Annotated in this window: 18 protein-coding genes; 15 read left to right on the top strand and 3 right to left on the bottom strand. The window is 38.7% G+C overall.

The window, feature by feature from the left end:
- Positions 1–2 precede the first annotated feature (2 nt).
- Positions 3–1166 carry a MalY/PatB family protein gene (locus HMPREF1519_RS00540; protein ID WP_037610587.1) on the top strand — a complete coding sequence of 388 codons (1164 nt, stop codon included), beginning with the start codon at positions 3–5 and terminating at the stop codon, positions 1164–1166.
- A 35-nt stretch (positions 1167–1201) separates the two neighbouring features.
- Here HMPREF1519_RS00540 and HMPREF1519_RS00535 read toward each other — a convergent pair whose 3' ends face one another.
- Positions 1202–2923, bottom strand: coding sequence for a glycoside hydrolase family 32 protein (locus tag HMPREF1519_RS00535; RefSeq protein ID WP_037610585.1), 1722 nt, complete (start codon positions 2921–2923; stop codon positions 1202–1204).
- Between the two features lie 159 nt (positions 2924–3082).
- On the opposite strand from HMPREF1519_RS00535, the gene HMPREF1519_RS00530 reads away from it, so the two are divergent.
- The 11 genes from HMPREF1519_RS00530 (at position 3083) to HMPREF1519_RS00480 (ending at position 13773) form a co-directional block, all read left to right on the top strand.
- Entirely contained in the window at positions 3083–5998 is a 2916-nt protein-coding gene (locus HMPREF1519_RS00530; RefSeq protein ID WP_037610583.1) for a glycoside hydrolase family 68 protein, read from the top strand.
- 89 nt (positions 5999–6087) lie between these two features.
- Entirely contained in the window at positions 6088–6717 is a 630-nt protein-coding gene (upp, locus tag HMPREF1519_RS00525) for a uracil phosphoribosyltransferase (protein ID WP_002883819.1), read from the top strand.
- A 173-nt stretch (positions 6718–6890) separates the two neighbouring features.
- Positions 6891–7481, top strand: a complete 591-nt coding sequence (locus tag HMPREF1519_RS00520) for an ATP-dependent Clp protease proteolytic subunit (protein ID WP_002883818.1) — start codon at positions 6891–6893, stop codon at positions 7479–7481.
- 85 nt (positions 7482–7566) lie between these two features.
- Positions 7567–8016 (top strand): YlbF family regulator, encoded by a 450-nt coding sequence (locus HMPREF1519_RS00515; RefSeq protein WP_037610582.1) that lies wholly within the window; start codon positions 7567–7569, stop codon positions 8014–8016.
- The gene (locus HMPREF1519_RS00510) at positions 8009–8290 is read left to right on the top strand and encodes a DUF2129 domain-containing protein (RefSeq protein ID WP_002883763.1); all 282 of its coding nucleotides are present in this window, start codon (positions 8009–8011) and stop codon (positions 8288–8290) included. The genes HMPREF1519_RS00515 and HMPREF1519_RS00510 overlap by 8 nt, the downstream gene beginning before the upstream one ends.
- A gap of 154 nt (positions 8291–8444) precedes the next feature.
- Complete coding sequence (locus HMPREF1519_RS00505) at positions 8445–9620, top strand: ABC transporter substrate-binding protein (protein ID WP_037610579.1); 1176 nt, start codon at positions 8445–8447, stop codon at positions 9618–9620.
- A 43-nt stretch (positions 9621–9663) separates the two neighbouring features.
- Positions 9664–10548: a branched-chain amino acid ABC transporter permease gene (locus HMPREF1519_RS00500; RefSeq protein ID WP_002890014.1), complete on the top strand. Its 885-nt coding sequence runs from the start codon at positions 9664–9666 to the stop codon at positions 10546–10548.
- Between the two features lie 3 nt (positions 10549–10551).
- Positions 10552–11502 carry a branched-chain amino acid ABC transporter permease gene (locus tag HMPREF1519_RS00495; protein WP_002883720.1) on the top strand — a complete coding sequence of 317 codons (951 nt, stop codon included), beginning with the start codon at positions 10552–10554 and terminating at the stop codon, positions 11500–11502.
- 2 nt (positions 11503–11504) lie between these two features.
- Complete coding sequence (locus tag HMPREF1519_RS00490; protein WP_002883723.1) at positions 11505–12269, top strand: ABC transporter ATP-binding protein; 765 nt, start codon at positions 11505–11507, stop codon at positions 12267–12269.
- On the top strand, positions 12269–12979 hold the full coding sequence (locus HMPREF1519_RS00485) for an ABC transporter ATP-binding protein (RefSeq protein WP_002883761.1): 711 nt from the start codon (positions 12269–12271) through the stop codon (positions 12977–12979). Before HMPREF1519_RS00490 ends, HMPREF1519_RS00485 begins: the two co-directional genes overlap by 1 nt.
- Positions 12980–13113: 134 nt before the next feature.
- A complete protein-coding gene (locus tag HMPREF1519_RS00480; RefSeq protein ID WP_002883751.1) occupies positions 13114–13773 on the top strand; it encodes a CBS and ACT domain-containing protein in 660 nt (219 codons plus the stop codon).
- 177 nt (positions 13774–13950) lie between these two features.
- Here HMPREF1519_RS00480 and cysK read toward each other — a convergent pair whose 3' ends face one another.
- On the bottom strand, positions 13951–14877 hold the full coding sequence (cysK, locus tag HMPREF1519_RS00475) for a cysteine synthase A (protein WP_002883742.1): 927 nt from the start codon (positions 14875–14877) through the stop codon (positions 13951–13953).
- Between the two features lie 101 nt (positions 14878–14978).
- Positions 14979–15605 (bottom strand): YigZ family protein, encoded by a 627-nt coding sequence (locus tag HMPREF1519_RS00470; protein WP_022496201.1) that lies wholly within the window; start codon positions 15603–15605, stop codon positions 14979–14981.
- Positions 15606–15659: 54 nt separating this feature from the next.
- Here HMPREF1519_RS00470 and HMPREF1519_RS00465 point away from each other — a divergent pair, with 54 nt between their 5' ends.
- From HMPREF1519_RS00465 to hpf, 3 genes are all read left to right on the top strand, one after another.
- A complete protein-coding gene (locus HMPREF1519_RS00465; protein WP_022496200.1) occupies positions 15660–16979 on the top strand; it encodes a DEAD/DEAH box helicase in 1320 nt (439 codons plus the stop codon).
- Positions 16960–17622, top strand: coding sequence for a ComF family protein (locus HMPREF1519_RS00460; RefSeq protein ID WP_022496199.1), 663 nt, complete (start codon positions 16960–16962; stop codon positions 17620–17622). Before HMPREF1519_RS00465 ends, HMPREF1519_RS00460 begins: the two co-directional genes overlap by 20 nt.
- A 78-nt stretch (positions 17623–17700) precedes the next feature.
- Positions 17701–18249: a ribosome hibernation-promoting factor, HPF/YfiA family gene (hpf, locus tag HMPREF1519_RS00455; protein WP_002883786.1), complete on the top strand. Its 549-nt coding sequence runs from the start codon at positions 17701–17703 to the stop codon at positions 18247–18249.
- Positions 18250–18318 lie beyond the last annotated feature (69 nt).

Genomic DNA, 18318 nt, shown 5'->3' with positions numbered 1-18318 from the left:
CTATGACACGTTATGATTTTACAACACAACCAAATCGCTTGAATCAAAACACCATGAAATGGCACGAAGCCGAAAGTAATCCAGAACTCCTTGAGCTTTGGGTTGCTGATATGGACTTCCTACCTGTTCCTGAGATTAGGGATGCAGTCATCAACTATGCTGAGACACATATTTTTGGTTATCCTTATCCAAGTGATGAGCTTTATCAGTCCATTATTAATTGGGAAAAAAATCAACATGGTTACGTCGTTGATAAAGAGAGTATTGTGCTCATTGAAGGTGTTGTCCCAGCTATTTCAACAGCTATTCAAGCCTTTACGAAAGAAGGCGATGCTGTTCTCATCAACACACCAGTTTATCCGCCTTTTGCTCGTTCTGTCCGTTTGAATAATCGTCAGTTGATTGAAAATAGTCTTGTTAAGGTTAATGGGCATTTCGAAATTGATTTTGAACAATTGGAACGTGATATCGTCGATAATGAGGTTAAACTTTATGTTTTCTGTAGCCCACATAACCCAGGTGGGCGTGTCTGGACTAAGGAAGAATTGACTAAGGTGGCAGATTTGTGTCAGAAATATGGTGTCCTCTTGGTATCTGATGAGATCCACCAAGACTTAGCCCTATATGGGAATAAGCACATCTCTATGAATACTATTTCAGATGCTTACAAGGACTTTACTCTGGTGCTTAGTTCGGCTACTAAAACCTTTAATATTGCTGGGACCAAAAACAGTTTTACTATCATTGAAAATGAAGACTTACGTAAAGCCTTTAAACAAAAGCAATTGGCAAATAATCAACATGAAATTCCAACCATTGGTTTGATTACCACCCAAGCAGCTCTGACCTACGGGAAACCTTGGTTAGAGGAATTGAAAACTGTCTTTGAAACTAATATTGACCTTTTAACCAAAGAACTTAATGAAAAGACTAATATCAAAGTCATGAAACCTGAAGGAACTTACTTGGTATGGCTTGATTTTTCAGCCTATGACCAAGACCATAATGAACTTGGACGTTTGCTTAAAGAAGAAGCCAAGGTAGTGCTAAATGACGGTATTACTTTTGGTTCCGAAGGAGAAAAGCATTTCCGCTTTAACGTAGCTACGCCAACTACAGTTGTTGCAGAAGGGGTTAAACGTCTCGTTTCTGTCTTTGGAAAATAATAAAAGTGATGCGAACAGCATCACTTTTATTATTGTTATGAGTGTACATCGTAGATTTTCAAGTTGAGTAGAAGATCTTCCTGAGTGGAGAAGACCTTGACATCCTGCCTGCCAGAGGTATTAAATCTGGCTAGAGTGTAGGTTTGGCCATTGGGGAAGAAAATTTCCAAGCTACGATTGTCTGTAATAAGCGTTATAGTGATATTATCAGTTTCCTTATAGAGACTGTCAGCTTTATAACCTTGACCGTTACCCAAGAGACCATCGTAATAGTAAGAAGAGGCAGTTTGACTACCATCCATGCTGTTATTCAGTTCGGCAGCATAGGCAGAGACCTGATAGGTACCACTTGTTATTTGGTAGGCGATTTTAACGTAATCAGAGCCTTGCCAGATATCAATGTAGATAAAGCCTCCTTCTTTCTTAATATTTGAAAAATGCAGTTGGTAATACCCCGCACTATTTTTTTCAGCAAGGTCAAGAAGGCCATTAGCATTTTGATTGTGACTTTTATCAATCCAAGGTTTTCTATTGTCACTGGTGAGTGGTCTTTGACTTGAAATGTTGTCATTTTGATTTTTGACGGTTAATTGTTCATTTTTATAGAGGGGGGCGGACTGAATAATACCGTCTTTATCCAGTTGTAGCTTTCTGGGTGTAGCGTAAAATCCGATAGTTTTTAGAAAATCACTCTTGGCCTCTTGGTCACTGTGAATGCCTGACGTGAAGTAGTTCCAATTACCAACCCAGCCAAGACTGATAAGGTTATGATTGCTTTCTTCGATTCGATTGCTTCCAGTGAAGTTAGCGCCATAATAGTCTGAGCCTTGATCTAAGCGTTTTGTTTCTGTATCTGCAATAAATAAGCCGTTACCATCTAAATGCCCTACAGTATAGTAGGTTCCAGTTGTTTCGCCTGAAGCTGTATCCTTAGCTCCAAAAAAGAGAACTTGCTTGTCCTGACCGTCAGTTGTTGTCATTGTTTTTAGAACGGGACACTCGATAGGAGCGTTGTCCTGCCAGTTACGACCCTTAAAAAATGTTTCGGGTAGGATTTTGGAGTCTCCCTTGCTATCTGCTTTGGTCCAGTTGATACCATCTTGAGATTGATAAACACCTAAGGCGTCACCTTCAGCGACATACATGAGTAATTTGTCTTTGAAGTGGAAAACATAAGGATCGCGGAAGTCTTTACCGTTATAGGATTGTTCCTTTGTCAATAAAGGTTTACCATCTTTTAAGGCTTTAGTAAAGCTAGTTCCCTTGTCATTTGATGCACTAGCATAGATTGCTTGGCTTCCATCATCCATGAGTCCAGTAAAATAGGCGACAGGTTCTTCATTTTGGATACCAGAAATACCCTGACTATCTGTGACTACACTACCTGTCCAAGCAGAATGCCATCCTTCTTTAGAGTCACCACCCTTTGCTGGTATAGCAGTCTCTTGTTTACTATAGGTGATAAAATCTTTAGTCGTTGTATGTGTCCAATCTTGACCGTTGGGTCCAAAAGGATCAGTAGCCCCATCCACAGAGTGTAGAAAATAGATATCATAGTAATTTTTTTCTTGATTCCACACGATAGTCTGTAGGTCGTTAGACCATCCTTTATGAGATGCTAGATGAAAGGTTTGACTCATAGAAACCTTATTTGTTTTTTGGGAAGGATTGTTAGCGTTCTCATTTTTTATTATAAAAACAAAAAATAAAATTAAAAAAACGAGAGCTAAAATTAGAGGTGAATATTTTGATTCCATATAGTGATATTTCCTGATAAAATTACTTATTTTGTAGTTATTATTTTAACAAAAAAATAGTTTTTTACAAAAAATATAAATTTTTCATTAAAAAAGATTGGAATTTATATTAAAAAATGATAGAATAAAACATGTGAAAACCTAAAAGGAGAGTTTAATATGGATAGTACAGTTAATTCACAGTCAAATACAGTAGCACCAAAGCAAGCAGAGTGCAAAAAGATGCGTTATAGCATCCGTAAGGTTGCCACAGTAGGGGCAACATCAGCGCTCGTTGGTACCTTGGCATTTTTGGGTGCCACTCAGGTAAAAGCTGATCAAGTTACAGAAACAGCACCAGCGGTAGCTACTGCGACAGCAACACCAGAAACAAGCACAGCATCTCTAACGGTAGCCAGTGAAACAGCAACAAGTGTGGCAACTTCAGAAGCAGTTGAATCTTCAGTTGCACATTCAGAGGTTGCAACTAAACCAGTTACAGAGACACAACCAAGCAACACAACTCCATCAGTAGTTGAAGAAAAGGCGTCTAGCACAGTAGTGACATCTTCATCAGATGCAACAACACCTTCAGCGACTGTTGCTGCAGTTTCTGCTCCGGCTCATACATCAGAGGCTGCAGTAGAAGCACCAACTTCAACAGCAAGCTCAGAAGCAGCTGATACACACACTGAAGTAGACCTTAAAGTTTCTGAAAACAGCGCGGCTAATGCCAACCTTAGTAAACTTAATGGTCGTATCAAGTCTATTGTTGAAGAGAATATGACCTCAGATCAAATCGTTGCCTTGACTGAGGAAGAAATTAAAGCACTTAATAAAGTTGACTTTAGTGATGATGCTATCAAGGGTACAGGTACTAGCTTGACTTACCGTAACTTGAAAGATATCGTTGCTAGCTTCTTGAAGCAAGACAGCAAATTGGCAGTTCCTTACTTTAAAGCAGATACAATCATCAATATGCCTGCCTTCAACACTGTTGATGCCCAAACAATGGAAAAAGGAGAAATCGATGTTTGGGATTCTTGGCCAGTCCAAGATGCTGAGTCAGGTGTAGTAAGTAACTGGAACGGTTACCAGTTAGTCATTTCAATGGCCGGTGCACCAAATAAAAACTCAAACCACATTTACTTGCTCTATAGTAAATATGGAGATAATGACTTTACACATTGGAAAAATGCGGGTCCAATCTTTGGTTATAATGCCCTTGAAGATGACCAACAATGGTCAGGTTCAGCGACGGTAAACTCTGACGGTAGTATCCAACTTTACTACACTAAGAATGATACTAGTGGTGGTAAATTGAACTGGCAACAATTGGCTAGTGCTACACTTAACCTAGCTGTTGAAAACGACGAAGTTGTTATTAAGTCAGTTGAAAATGACCACATTCTCTTTGGTGGGGATAACTATCATTATCAAAGTTATCCAAAATTCATGAGTACTTTCAACGATGACCACAACCACGATGGAAATCCAGACCGTACAGATAACTATTGTCTTCGTGACCCACACATCATTGAAGATAACGGTAGCCGCTACCTTATTTTCGAATCAAATACAGGTGACGAAAACTACCAAGGCGAAAAACAAATCTACAACTGGTCAAACTATGGAGGAGATGACGCCTTTAACCTTAAGTCATTCCTCAATATTGTCAATAATAAACACCTTTACAACCTTGCATCATGGGCAAATGGTTCTATCGGTATCTTAAAACTTGATGACAATGAGAAAAATCCATCTGTAGCTGAACTTTACACACCACTTGTTACTAGCCACATGGTTACTGATGAAGTAGAACGTCCAAGTGTGGTTAAGATGGGTAACAAGTATTACCTCTTCACTGCTTCACGTATCAATAAATCTACGGATGCTGAAGGTACTGTAGCAGCGCGTGAAGCTGTTGGTGATGACGTTGTCATGCTTGGATTCGTATCAGATAGCCTCCGTGGAGAATATCGCCCACTTAATGGATCAGGTGTGGTTTTGACAGCCTCTGTACCAGCTGACTGGCGTACATCTACTTATTCTTACTATGCTGTTCCTGTTGAAGGTTCAACAGATACTCTTTTGGTTACTGCATATATGACTAACCGTGGTGGTATTGCCGGTGCTGAGAATAAATCAACATGGGCTCCAAGCTTCCTCATCAAGATGAATGCGGATGATACTACAGAAGTCCTTCCTAAGATGACAAATCAAGGAGACTGGATTTGGGATAAATCTAGTGAAAGTTTGGTACATGTGGGTGACCAAAACAGTGCTAAGTTGCCAAATGAGGACTTTAATGTCGATTATTATTCCGTTTCAAATTATGGACTTAAACCACATACTTATCCTACAGTTGATGGTTCACCGGGCGTTTCTGAAGCTCGCGGTGTCTTAACTGTAACTGTTAAAGATGGTGAAGACAAGAAATCAGATAAATCAGAAACACCAGTAAATCCAACAGAAGGTAATCATTCTGTTGATGATAAGTCTAACAAACCAGATACACCTTCTAAACCAGCAGACAATAATCAACCATCAACTAATAAAGAAGATAAACCAGCAACGCCGACGAATCCAGATTCTCCAGTTCGTAATCCGTTCCCTTGTTTCACAGATCACCCATCTAATGATAATAATTCATCAGATGATCATCATGTAGAGGTTCCTGCGAAACCTTCAACAGAGGGTTCTGTGGGTGACCGTCGTCCAGTAGCTCAAGCTACAGAGATTGCGTCACCAGTACCAGAGGCTATTGTAGCAACTGGACCAACTGTTTCAACGACTCCTGTTAAAGAAGAGTCTGTCACTGAAACAGAAGCTCCAAAACCAGCTAAGTCTGAAGAGGAAGTTCAGTCTCACGGAGTCGCTAAAGCTGATGAAGTAACTAAGTCTGATGAGTCAAGTAAAGACAACAATACTAAAGTTGCTGCCAAACTTGCTACGACTCCTAAGACACCAAGTGATTCAGAAGGTTCAAAGAGCAACATTCTTTCAATCTTGGCGACTATCTTTGCAGCAATTGCAAGTCTAGCTCTTCTTGGCTATGGTTTGGTCACAGGAAAGATTCATTTGCCTAAAAAATAATCCTTTTCAAAAACGTTTGCAGTAAAGCAAGCGTTTTTTTTGCCTTTTTGATATAATGGAGTGAATATAAAGCAAAGGAAGAAACTATTATGGGTAAATTTCAAGTTATTTCACATCCACTGATTCAACATAAACTTTCAATCCTCCGTCGTGAGGATACTTCTACTAAGGACTTCCGTGAGCTAGTTAATGAAATTGCTATGCTCATGGGTTACGAAGTGTCTCGTGACCTTCCTCTCGAAGAGGTTGAAATTCAAACACCAATTACCAAAACTGTACAAAAACAACTTTCTGGTAAGAAATTGGCGATTGTTCCAATTCTTCGTGCGGGTATTGGTATGGTCGATGGTTTCCTTAGCCTTGTACCAGCAGCTAAAGTTGGTCATATTGGTATGTATCGTGACGAGGAAACTCTTGAGCCGGTTGAGTACTTGGTTAAATTACCAGAAGACATTGATCAACGTCAGATTTTTGTAGTAGACCCTATGCTTGCGACTGGTGGTTCAGCAATCTTGGCAGTAGACTCACTTAAAAAACGTGGTGCAGCTAATATCAAGTTTGTTTGCTTAGTTGCAGCACCAGAAGGTGTCAAAAAATTGCAAGATGCTCACCCAGATATCGATATCTACACAGCATCTTTGGATGAGAAACTTAATGAAAACGGTTATATTGTTCCAGGTCTTGGAGATGCAGGTGACCGTCTCTTTGGTACAAAATAAGTTGAAAAGGGAAAATTTCCCTTTTTTTACTAGATTAATAAGTTTCAAGTGAAATTGTTTTAGGGTGATTTAGCACTCTTTTGAAAAGAGTGCTAAGAACGATGTTTTTTATTTGACCTAATTTGACTAAAATCATATAATAGCATCAAGACAATATTAAAAGGAGGATTCATATGATTCCTGTAGTAATTGAACAAACATCACGTGGTGAGCGTTCTTATGATATTTACTCACGTTTGCTCAAGGATCGTATCATCATGTTAACAGGTCCTGTTGAAGATAATATGGCAAACTCAATTATCGCCCAACTCTTGTTCTTGGATGCTCAAGACAACACAAAAGATATCTATCTTTATGTTAATACACCAGGTGGATCAGTTTCGGCAGGTCTTGCCATTGTTGATACAATGAACTTCATCAAGTCTGATGTTCAGACTATCGTTATGGGGATGGCAGCATCTATGGGAACAATTATCGCTTCAAGCGGTACCAAAGGTAAGCGTTTCATGTTGCCAAATGCTGAGTACATGATTCACCAACCAATGGGTGGTACTGGTGGTGGTACGCAACAAACAGACATGGCTATCGCAGCTGAACACTTGCTCAAGACACGTAATAACTTGGAGCAAATCTTGGCAGATAATTCTGGACAACCAATTGAAAAAGTTCATGTAGACGCTGAACGTGACAATTGGATGAGTGCTCAAGAAACGCTTGAATATGGTTTTATCGATGAAATCATGGCTAATAACCAATTAAAATAAACTGAGCTTGTCTTAAATAAAAGTCAGATGTAAATCGGTTGTATAAGGACCGTTTCATCTGGCTTTTTGTGTTATAATAGAAAACATGTTAATAATCAATGAGGAGTTGCTTGCTATTGATCAAGCTATAGACAGTCTTGTTTCGCACTTTCTGATGTTACCAGAGGTAGATGCCTATCGTCTGAGTCGTCAGCAATTCGAAAATGACAAAGAGCTCCAAAAGCAACTCTTTGCATTTCAAGAATTAAAGGATAGCTATGATACTGCTAAGGCGTATGAGGCTTTTAGACCAGATGTGAGAGAGTTGAAACGTCAGGTTTTGCGAATGAAGCGCCAAATTGATTTAAACGAGGTGGTTATTGGCTATCGTCAGGCAGAGTTCGATTTACAGACTATTTTAGCCAATCTTGGTGAGGAGATTGCCCAAGCTGTTTCAGACCAGATTTTTATTGATACTGGGCTACCTCTTGCCCCTCATAAACCACATCATAAAAAGGGAGACACGAACATAAAGGAGAAGATGAGTCATGATTAAGCGTCAAGGCATTATTGTTTATTTATATTACAATAGAGACTTACGTAAAATTGCCAAGTTTGGGGATGTTGTCTACCATTCTTATAAGATGCGTTATGTGCACCTTTATGTAGATGAGGACAAGGTCGAGGATATTTTGAAAGAGCTCGATGGAATGAAAGCAGTGAAAAAAGTTCTGACTTCCTACTATTCTGATATTGATATGGACTTTGTAGGTAGTCTGGAACGTTATGACACCTCAGTCCCTGAACCGTTTAAGAACTTTTCTCTTTAATAAGAGAAAAGTTTTTTTCTTTAATAAGAGTTATTCTTAAAGCAATGGAAACGATTACTGCCGCTAAAGCTTAGTTGTGTGTAGTTGACAATTGTCTGATAATTCTGTAAGCTATAAGGTGGACTTTTTTAAGAAAATATTAAGGAGAAATCTTATGTCTAAAAAGATCACACTTATTGTGTTAGCCTTTTTTGCTTCCATTTTCTTGGTTGCCTGTGGCAAGTCACCAGATGTGACTGCTAATGCCAATGGTACTAAGATTGGCGATACAATCAAAATTGGTGTTAACATGGAGTTGACAGGTGCCGTTGCAGCCTATGGTAAGGCAGAGCAGAATGGTATTAAGTTGGCTGTTGACGAAATTAACAAAGCTGGTGGCGTCGATGGCAAAAAGCTTGAGCTTGTCACAAAAGATAATAAATCTGAAAATGCTGAAGCTTCAACATCTTCAACCAACTTGGCTATTCAGAGTAATGTAAATGCTATCGTTGGTCCAGCGACATCAGGTGCTGTTGCTGCGGCTAGCCTCGTATCACAAAAAACAGGGGTTCCTTTGCTGACACCTTCAGGTACGCAGGACGACCTTACGGTAGATGCTAATGGTACGAAGAAATTCGTTTTCCGTACAACCTTCAAGGATAGTTACCAAGGTAAAGTTTTGGCAGCTTATTCTTACAATAATTTGAATGCTAAGAAAGTAGTTCTCTACTATGATAATGCTTCAGATTATGCCAAAGGTATTGCGGATGAATTCAAGCGTGAATATAAAGGTCAAATCGTTACTGAAGCTACCTTTGCTTCAGGGGACAAGGACTATCAGTCAGCCTTGACAAAATTTAAAGACCTTGATTATGATGCTATTGTAATGCCAGGTTACTATACTGAGACTGGTATTATCACTAAACAAGCACGTGACCTTGGAATTGATAAACCAATCCTTGGACCTGACGGATTTAGTGATGCGAAATTTACTGAGCTTGCAGGTAAAAAGAATGCTTCAAACGTCTACTATGTATCAGGATATTCAACAAATGTTGCTCTTTCTGACAAGGCATCAGGTTTCATTAAAGCATATAAGAAAGCTTATAACACTGACCCGAATATGTTTGCTGCTCTAGCTTACGATTCAGTTTATATGATTGCAGAAGCATCTAAAGATGCGAAAACATCAGTTGATATTGCTGATAACTTAGCACATTTGAAAAACTTTGTCGGGGTTACTGGTAAAATGACGATTGATAAGGATCATAACCCTATTAAAGCAGCTCTTATGGTTAAAAGAGATAATGGTGAAGAAGTTTCAGCGGAAGCCGTTGAAATTGAAAAATAATCTATTATCTATACTGAAAATGAACTAGAAAGTTTGGTTATATATGTTTTTTGAACAACTTCCCCAACAACTAGTCAATGGTATTATCTTGGGTAGTATCTATGCCCTACTTGCCCTTGGATATACCATGGTTTATGGGATTATCAAATTGATTAACTTTGCCCATGGAGACATCTATATGATGGGTGCCTTCGTTGGTTACTATGCGATTAATAGCCTTGGAATGAATTTCTGGGTTGCCCTTGTCTTTGCTATGCTTGTCTGTGCGATTTTAGGGGTTGTTATTGAGTTCTTGGCTTATCGCCCGCTCCGTAATTCGACACGTATTTCTGCCTTGATTACAGCTATCGGAGTCTCATTCTTCCTTGAGTACATCATGGTTCTATTTGTAGGGGCAGATACACGTTCATTCCCTCAAAAGATTGCAATTGAGACTTATCATCTTGGATCAATCTCTGTAACAAATGTGCAATTGCTTATCTTGGTAGTTGCCCTTGTGCTTATGGTTGCTCTTCAATTGATTGTTAAAAAGACTAAGATGGGTAAAGCTATGCGTGCCGTATCTGTAGACAGTGATGCAGCAGAATTGATGGGTATTAATGTTAATAACACTATCAGCTTCACTTTTGCTCTTGGATCATCACTAGCAGGGGCAGCGGGTGTCCTTATTGGTCTTTACTATAACTCTATCGAACCTCTTATGGGTATGACACCAGGTATTAAAGCCTTTGTTGCTGCCGTTCTTGGTGGTATCGGTATTATCCCTGGTGCAGCACTTGGTGGATTTGTTATCGGTATTTTGGAGACATTATCAACTGCAATTGGTTTGTCAAGTTACCGTGATGCCATCGTTTATGGTGTCTTGATCGTTATCCTTTTGGTTCGCCCAGCGGGTATCCTCGGTAAAAATGTGAAAGAGAAGGTGTAAGACATGAAGAAAAATCTAAAAGTAAACCTTATTTGGTTTGGTCTTATCATTGGGCTCTTCCTTATCTTGAAAGGTCTTGAACTTTCAGGTATCATGAACCTTTACTACATCCAAATCTTAATGGGGATTGGAATCTCAATTCTTATGGGGCTTGGTACTAACCTGGTTCTTGGTTTCTCAGGGCAATTTACACTTGGACAAGCTGGTTTCATGGCAATTGGTGCCTATTCATCAGCTATCATCACTGGTATGATGCCAACATATGACGGTTTCTACCTCTCAATGGTTGTCGGTGTCATCATCGCAGCTATTGTTGCCCTTATCTTTGGTCTACCTACCCTTCGTTTGAAAGGGGACTACCTTGCCATTGCAACTCTTGGTATGGCTGAAATCATCCGTATCATTATCGTTAATGGTGGAGAATTGACTAATGGTGCCGCTGGTTTGACAGGTATCCTTCCTTATACAAGTTGGCCTGTAATTTATTTCTTTGTCGTTATCATTACAATTTTGGTACTTAACTTCTTGCGTTCAGCAACTGGACGTCAAGCAATCACTCTTCGTGAAGATGAAATTGCTGCTGAGTCAATGGGTGTTAATGTCACAAAAATGAAGGTTCTTATCTTTGTTATTGGTGCCATGATTTCAGCGATTGCTGGTTCACTTTATGTCAGCTACATCGGTACAGTTGTGCCAAAAGACTTCACTATCATGAAATCAATTGATTACCTTATCATTGCCGTTCTTGGTGGTCTTGGATCTATCACAGGTACTATCATTGCCGCTGTTGTTCTTGGTATTATCAACATGTTCCTACAAAATGTTTCAAACCTTCGTATGATTATTTACGCCTTGGCTTTGATTCTTGTAATGCTCTTCCGTCCAGGTGGACTTCTTGGAACAAAAGAACTCTATCTCTCAAAATTCTTCAATAAATCTAAGGAGGGCAAATAAAAATGGCACTTCTTGAAGTTAAAAATCTGACTAAAAACTTCGGTGGTTTGACTGCCGTTGGTGATGTTTCAATGGAACTCAATGAAGGTGAGTTGGTTGGGCTTATCGGACCAAATGGTGCTGGTAAAACAACCTTGTTCAACCTTTTGACAGGTGTCTATGAGCCAAGTGAAGGGACTGTTACACTTGATGGTACAGTCCTAAACGGTAAAGCACCTTATAAAATCGCTTCACTCGGTTTGTCACGTACTTTCCAAAATATCCGTCTTTTCAAAGATATGACTGTACTTGAAAACGTTCTTGTTGGGTTATCAAATAAGCAACCTTCAAATTTCTTTGCATCTCTTTTGCGTTTGCCTAAGTACTATTCAAGTGAAGAAGAGTTAAAAGCAAAAGCTATGAAACTCTTGGCTATCTTCAACTTGGATGGTGAGGCAGATACACTTGCGAAAAACTTGGCTTACGGACAACAACGTCATTTGGAAATTGTTCGTGCACTTGCAACAGAACCAAAAATTCTTTTCCTTGATGAACCAGCTGCGGGTATGAACCCACAAGAAACAGCTGAATTGACTGCTCATATTCGTCAAATTCAAAAAGACTTTGGAATTACCATCATCTTGATTGAGCACGATATGAGTTTGGTCATGGATGTTACTGAGCGTATTTATGTTTTGGAATATGGACGCTTGATTGCCGAAGGAACACCTGATGAAATTAAGAATAACAAACGCGTTATTGAAGCTTACTTGGGAGGTGAAGCATAATGGCAATGTTGAAAGTTGAAAATCTCTCAATTAAATATGGATCGATCGAAGCTGTAAAAAACGTCAGCTTTGAAGTTAATGAAGGTGAAGTCGTAACTCTTATCGGAGCTAACGGTGCAGGTAAGACATCAATTCTTCGTACCATCTCAGGTCTTGTTCGTCCAACTGAGGGAACCATTTCTTATCTTGGAAACGACATCCACAAAACACCAGCACGTAAGATTGTTGCCGAAGGTTTGGCTCAAGTACCTGAGGGACGTCATGTATTTGCAGGCTTAACCGTAATGGAAAATCTTGAAATGGGAGCTTTCCTTCATACAAATAAAGAAGAGAACGCAGCTCTCTTGAAAAAAGTCTTCCAACGTTTCCCACGTCTAGAAGAACGTAAGAATCAAGATGCAGCGACACTTTCTGGTGGTGAGCAACAAATGCTTGCAATGGGTCGTGCCCTTATGAGTCGTCCAAAACTTTTGCTTTTGGATGAACCTTCAATGGGACTTGCTCCAATCTTTATTCAAGAAATTTTTGATATTATCGAAGATATTAAGGCGCAAGGAACTACAGTTCTTTTGATTGAACAAAATGCCAATAAGGCTTTGTCAATTGCTGATCGCGGTTATGTTCTTGAAACTGGTAAAGTGGTTCTTTCAGGTACTGGTGAAGAACTTCTTGCATCAGATGAAGTTCGTAAAGCCTATCTTGGAGGATAAGAAAAAGCGCCCGAGGGCGTTTTTCTATCGTCTTATGCTGATTGTAAAATACTAATTTTTCAGTAAAATATTGCAATCGGTTACAATTAGTGTGGTATAATACAAGTAAGAAATCATTCGGAGGAAAATGAAACATGGCAGTAAAAGATTTTATGACGAAACGTGTGGTTTATGTCTCACCAGAAACAACAGTTGCAGCAGCTGCAGATATTATGCGTGATAAAGGGTTGCGCCGTTTGCCGGTAATTGAACACGATAAACTTGTTGGGCTTATTACAGAGGGTACAATGGCAGAGGCTTCACCATCAAAAGCAACAAGCTTGTCAATTTATGAAATGAACTATCTCCTTAATAAGACAAAGGTAGGAGATATCATGATTAAGAATGTCCTTACAGTTTCCAAATATGCTAGCCTTGAGGATGCAATCTATATCATGCTTCAAAATAAAGTTGGAGTTCTTCCGGTTGTGGACAATGACCAAATTTCAGGAATTATCACAGATAAAGATGTCTTTCGTGCTTTCTTGGAAATTTCTGGTTATGGTCAAGCGGGAATTCGTATTGGGTTGGAAGTTCCAGATACTCCACGTGTTTTGGAAAAAATTGCGAACCTTATCGCTAGTGAGAATCTCAACATCGAACGTACAATTGTTGCACCTAAAAATGACACCGTACTTCGTGTCGAACTCCAAGTTGAAGGAGAGATTGGAATTGAACAACTCAAGAAAGTTTTTGTAGAAGCAGGATTTACAGTTACTGAAATTGTAGAGACAGAAGCAAAAGAGTTAGACTAATAAAGAAGATAAAACAAATTCTTTAGACTTCAGTTATCCTAAAAAATAGAAAGTTTGTAGGACAGTTCAGTGGAAATGAGATTATAATCCTTGCTTTTTCTAGTAATTAATGAACTACAGGCTTAAATTTTATACAATAAAAAGAGGCTAGAACATTATGTTCCAGCTTCTTTTTTATTAGTCTTGAAAATCGTAAAGTGTTGTAGAGAGGTAGCGTTCACCATTGTCAGGCAAGAGTGTCAAGACTTTCTTGCCTTCGCCAAGCTCAGCAGCAACTTTTAGCGCGGCAGCAATAGCAGCACCTGATGAGATACCAGCTAGGAAACCTTCTTGGCTACCCAATGTACGTGATGTTGCGATAGCTTCATCAGAAGGAATACGCACAACACTGTCATATGATTTTGTATCCAATGTGTCAGGAATGAAACCAGTTGAGATACCTTGGATTTTGTGTGGTCCTGGTTTATCACCATTCAAGACAGCAGATTCGTCAGCTTCAATACCGTAAACCTTGATATTTGGATTGGCAGCCTTAAGGGTTTTTGAAACACCTGAAATAGTACCACCAGTACCGATACCAGCAACAAAGGCATCCAAACCTTCTGCACCAAAATCTTCAAGAATTTCTTGACCAGTTGTAGCCGCGTGGACAGCTGGGTTTGATGGGTTGGCAAATTGAAGTGGTACCCAACCGTTGCGTTCAGCAGCAACTTCTTTAGCTTTAGCAATCGCACCCTTCATTCCTTCGCTACCAGGAGTCAATACAAGTTCAGCTCCATAAGCTTGGATGATTTTACGACGTTCAACACTCATTGTGTCAGGCATTACGATAACAACTTTATAGCCTTTAGCAGCACCAACCCAAGCGAGACCAATACCAGTGTTACCTGAAGTTGGTTCAACAATGGTATCACCAGGTTTAATCGTACCAGCTTTTTCAGCATCTTCAATCATACGAAGAGCAATACGGTCTTTAACTGAAGAACCAGGGTTAAAGGCTTCGAGTTTTACATAAACATCTGCTGATCCTTCTGGAACAATAGAGTTAAGTTTAATAACAGGTGTTTTTCCAACAAGTTCAGTGATTGAGTTGTAAATTGTCATATTTAAAATCCTCTTAATCTTTGATTGATGGTTTTAAGTATACGACGGTAGGCTCAACTTGTAAAATACATCTTCTTTATCACTGTGATAACGTTTGACTATCAGATAGGAACTTCAACGATTTTCTTTCCAGATTTTTCATAATTAACTTTCCCCTGATAGAATTCGGTTAGTTCCTGACCAAGTCTTTCAATATCAGACTCTTCGACAAATAAAGTAGTAGAAACATCTGATAAGAAAGTTGTATCAAATTCTTGGAGTCCTTCTTTTTCAAGGAAGTTGGAGAAAACTTGGTACTGAGAGTAGGTTAACTCTACGGTTAGTCCTGTTAATTCCTTGACTTCGACTCGACCAATTTCTTCAATAGCATGGGCAACGCTACCAGAGTAAGCGCGGATAAGACCACCTGCCCCAAGTTTGATTCCTCCAAAATAACGAATCACAACAGCTACGACATTAGTAAGTCCTTGTTTTTCTAGAACAGTAAGCATAGGCACACCAGCTGTTCCAGAAGGTTCGCCATCATCACTCGAACGCTTAATTTGACCATCATCTCCAACAATCATTGCAGAGCAAGAATGATTAGCCTTGTGATGTTCTTTCTTAATCTGAGCGATGTACTCTCTTCCTTCTTCTTCACTACTAATACGTTTCAAGTGACAAATAAAACGAGATTTTTTGATTTCTTCTTCAACGATTCCATCGTTGGCAATAGTTTTGTAATCCATAAAAAAATTTTATCATAAAAAGATGAATTCAAAAATATTTTCGAATATAAAGATATGGTACCTAAAGAATATTATGGACGGCTATTTACGAAAGAACAGTTGCCAGTGGACTATCACTCAGAGGCATTTACATTAGAAAGCATGATAAAGGTCGATAAACAACTTAGATGTAAAAGATGTTACAGTCAGATAGAGGAAGATTGGCAATTACCGGAAGGTCAGTATTATTGCAGAGCATGTATTGTCTTTGGTAGAAATCAAGAAGGAAATGAACTCTATTATTTTCCTTCAAAAACATCTGAAATTGAATTTCCTGTTTTGAAGTGGTTGGGGGAACTGACTCCCTATCAAGCTGAGGTCTCAGAGAAGCTTTTAGAAACATATCAAAAACAGAAAGACAGCCTCGTACATGCTGTGACCGGTGCTGGTAAGACCGAGATGATTTATAAAATCGTTGCCTATGTTCTTGAAAGTAAAGGTAATGTAGCTATCGCAAGTCCTCGGGTTGATGTTTGTCGAGAGTTATTTCTTCGTATGCAGAGGGATTTTACTTGTAGTATTTCTCTGCTTCATGCTGAGAGTGAACCATATGATGGTAGTCCGCTTGTAATAGCTACCACCCATCAACTACTAAAGTTTTACCAGAACTTTGACCTAGTTATCGTTGATGAGGTTGATGCATTCCCTTTTGTAGGAAATGTCATGTTAAATCATGCTGTGGAGCAGGCAAAGAAGGAAACCGGTCGCTATATTTATTTAACAGCGACTTCTACATTATCTTTAGAGGAGCAAGTGCGACTTGGATCTTTAGAAAAGCATCACCTTGCTAGACGTTTCCATGGAAATCCTTTAGTACTTCCTAAATTCTTTTGGCAGGGAAGACTACAAAAATCTCTAATGAGAGGCAAGCTTCCAAGACCTCTTCTTTATCAGATTAAAAAGCAACGTAAATCCAAATTCCCTCTATTAATCTTTTTTCCAAATATAGCGATAGGTGAAAAGTTTACTAGCATTCTGCAAAAATATCTTCCAGACGAAAAAATGGCCTTTGTTTCATCAAAAAGCGAGGAGCGTTCAGCTACCGTAGAGAACTTCCGGGAAAAAGAGTTATCCATCTTAGTGACAACAACTATCCTTGAACGTGGGGTAACCTTTCCACAAGTAGATGTTTTTGTTTGTATGGCAAATCATCACTTATACACTAGTTCGAGTCTTATTCAGATAGGAGGTCGAGTTGGAAGATCCCCAGATAGACCGACGGGAAAGCTTTATTTCTTTCATGAAGGACTATCCAAATCAATGCTTCGTTGTCGAGAAGAAATAAAGGTTATGAATAAAAAAGGAGGATTTAACAATGAAGTGTCTACTATGTAATGACTGGATTGAATCAGTGCCAAAATTAAGAGACCTGATTACGTTTAACCAAAGAGAAGAGTACTCCTGCGTATCTTGTAAAAATCAGTTTAAAAAACTTTCAAAAGAAAGATGTCAAAATTGTAATAAGGAGTTACATAGAGATACCTGTATTGATTGTAAACTTTGGATGAAAAAAGGCTATATTCCTAAGCACCTTGCCATTTATCGCTATGAAGAAAACATGAAAGATTATTTTAGCCGCTATAAATTTATGGGAGACTATTGTCTTAGAAAAACATTTCAAAAAGATATAAAAAATAATTTAAAACCATTTTTTAAAAAAGGTTATACCATAGTGCCGGTCCCATTGTCGGAAGAACGCTTGGTAGAAAGAGGGTTCAACCAAGTTGAGGGATTAATAGAGGGAATTCCCTATCAGGATATCTTTGAGAAAAGAGATATTGAGAAGCAATCATCGAAAACACGTGAGGAGCGTTTAAGTCAAGATAATGCCTTCTGTCTCAAGAAAGGTATAGATGTACCAGATAAGATTATTATAGTGGATGATATCTATACAACAGGATCCACTTTATATCATATGGTTCAACTATTAGAAGCTATAGGTATTAAAGAAGTTTTGACCTTTTCACTAGCTAGATAATAAAAATCCTTGCAAATTTTCATGAAAAGGATATAATATAGATAAAGAAAACGCTAACAAGCGAGAAAGAGGTCTTTTATGATTAAATATAGTATCCGTGGCGAAAACATCGAAGTAACTGAAGCACTTCGTGACTATGTTGAAAGTAAACTTAGCAAAGTTGAAAAATACTTCAACGAAGACCAAGAATTGAACGCACGTGTAAATCTTAAGGTTTATCGCGAAAAGACAGCTAAAGTAGAGGTTACTATTCCAACAGGTTCTGTAACACTGAGAGCAGAAGATGTTTCGCAAGATATGTATGGTTCTATTGACCTGGTGGTTGATAAGATTGAAAGACAAATCCGTAAAAACAAAACAAAAATTGCACGTAAGCATCGTGAAAAAGTTCCAACAGGAGAAGTATTCTCAGCTGATTTTAATAACGAACAAGTTGAAGAAGCACCAGCTGTTGAAGTTGTAAGAACTAAAAACATTGAGTTGAAACCAATGGATGTTGAAGAAGCTATCCTTCAAATGGAATTGTTGGGTCATGACTTCTTTATCTATACTGATAGTGAAGATCATACAACTAATGTTCTCTATAAACGAGAAGACGGAAACTACGGTTTGATTGAAGCTAAATAAAAAAGAAGGGAAGTAGGTTGAGAGACATGCTTCCTTTATTTTTTTCAAAAAACCTATTGACAAGAATTT

Source organism: Streptococcus sp. SR4, from assembly GCF_000517725.1.
Classification (GTDB): Bacteria; Bacillota; Bacilli; order Lactobacillales; family Streptococcaceae; genus Streptococcus; species Streptococcus salivarius_F.
This window is presented reverse-complemented; position numbering and strand designations above follow the sequence as displayed.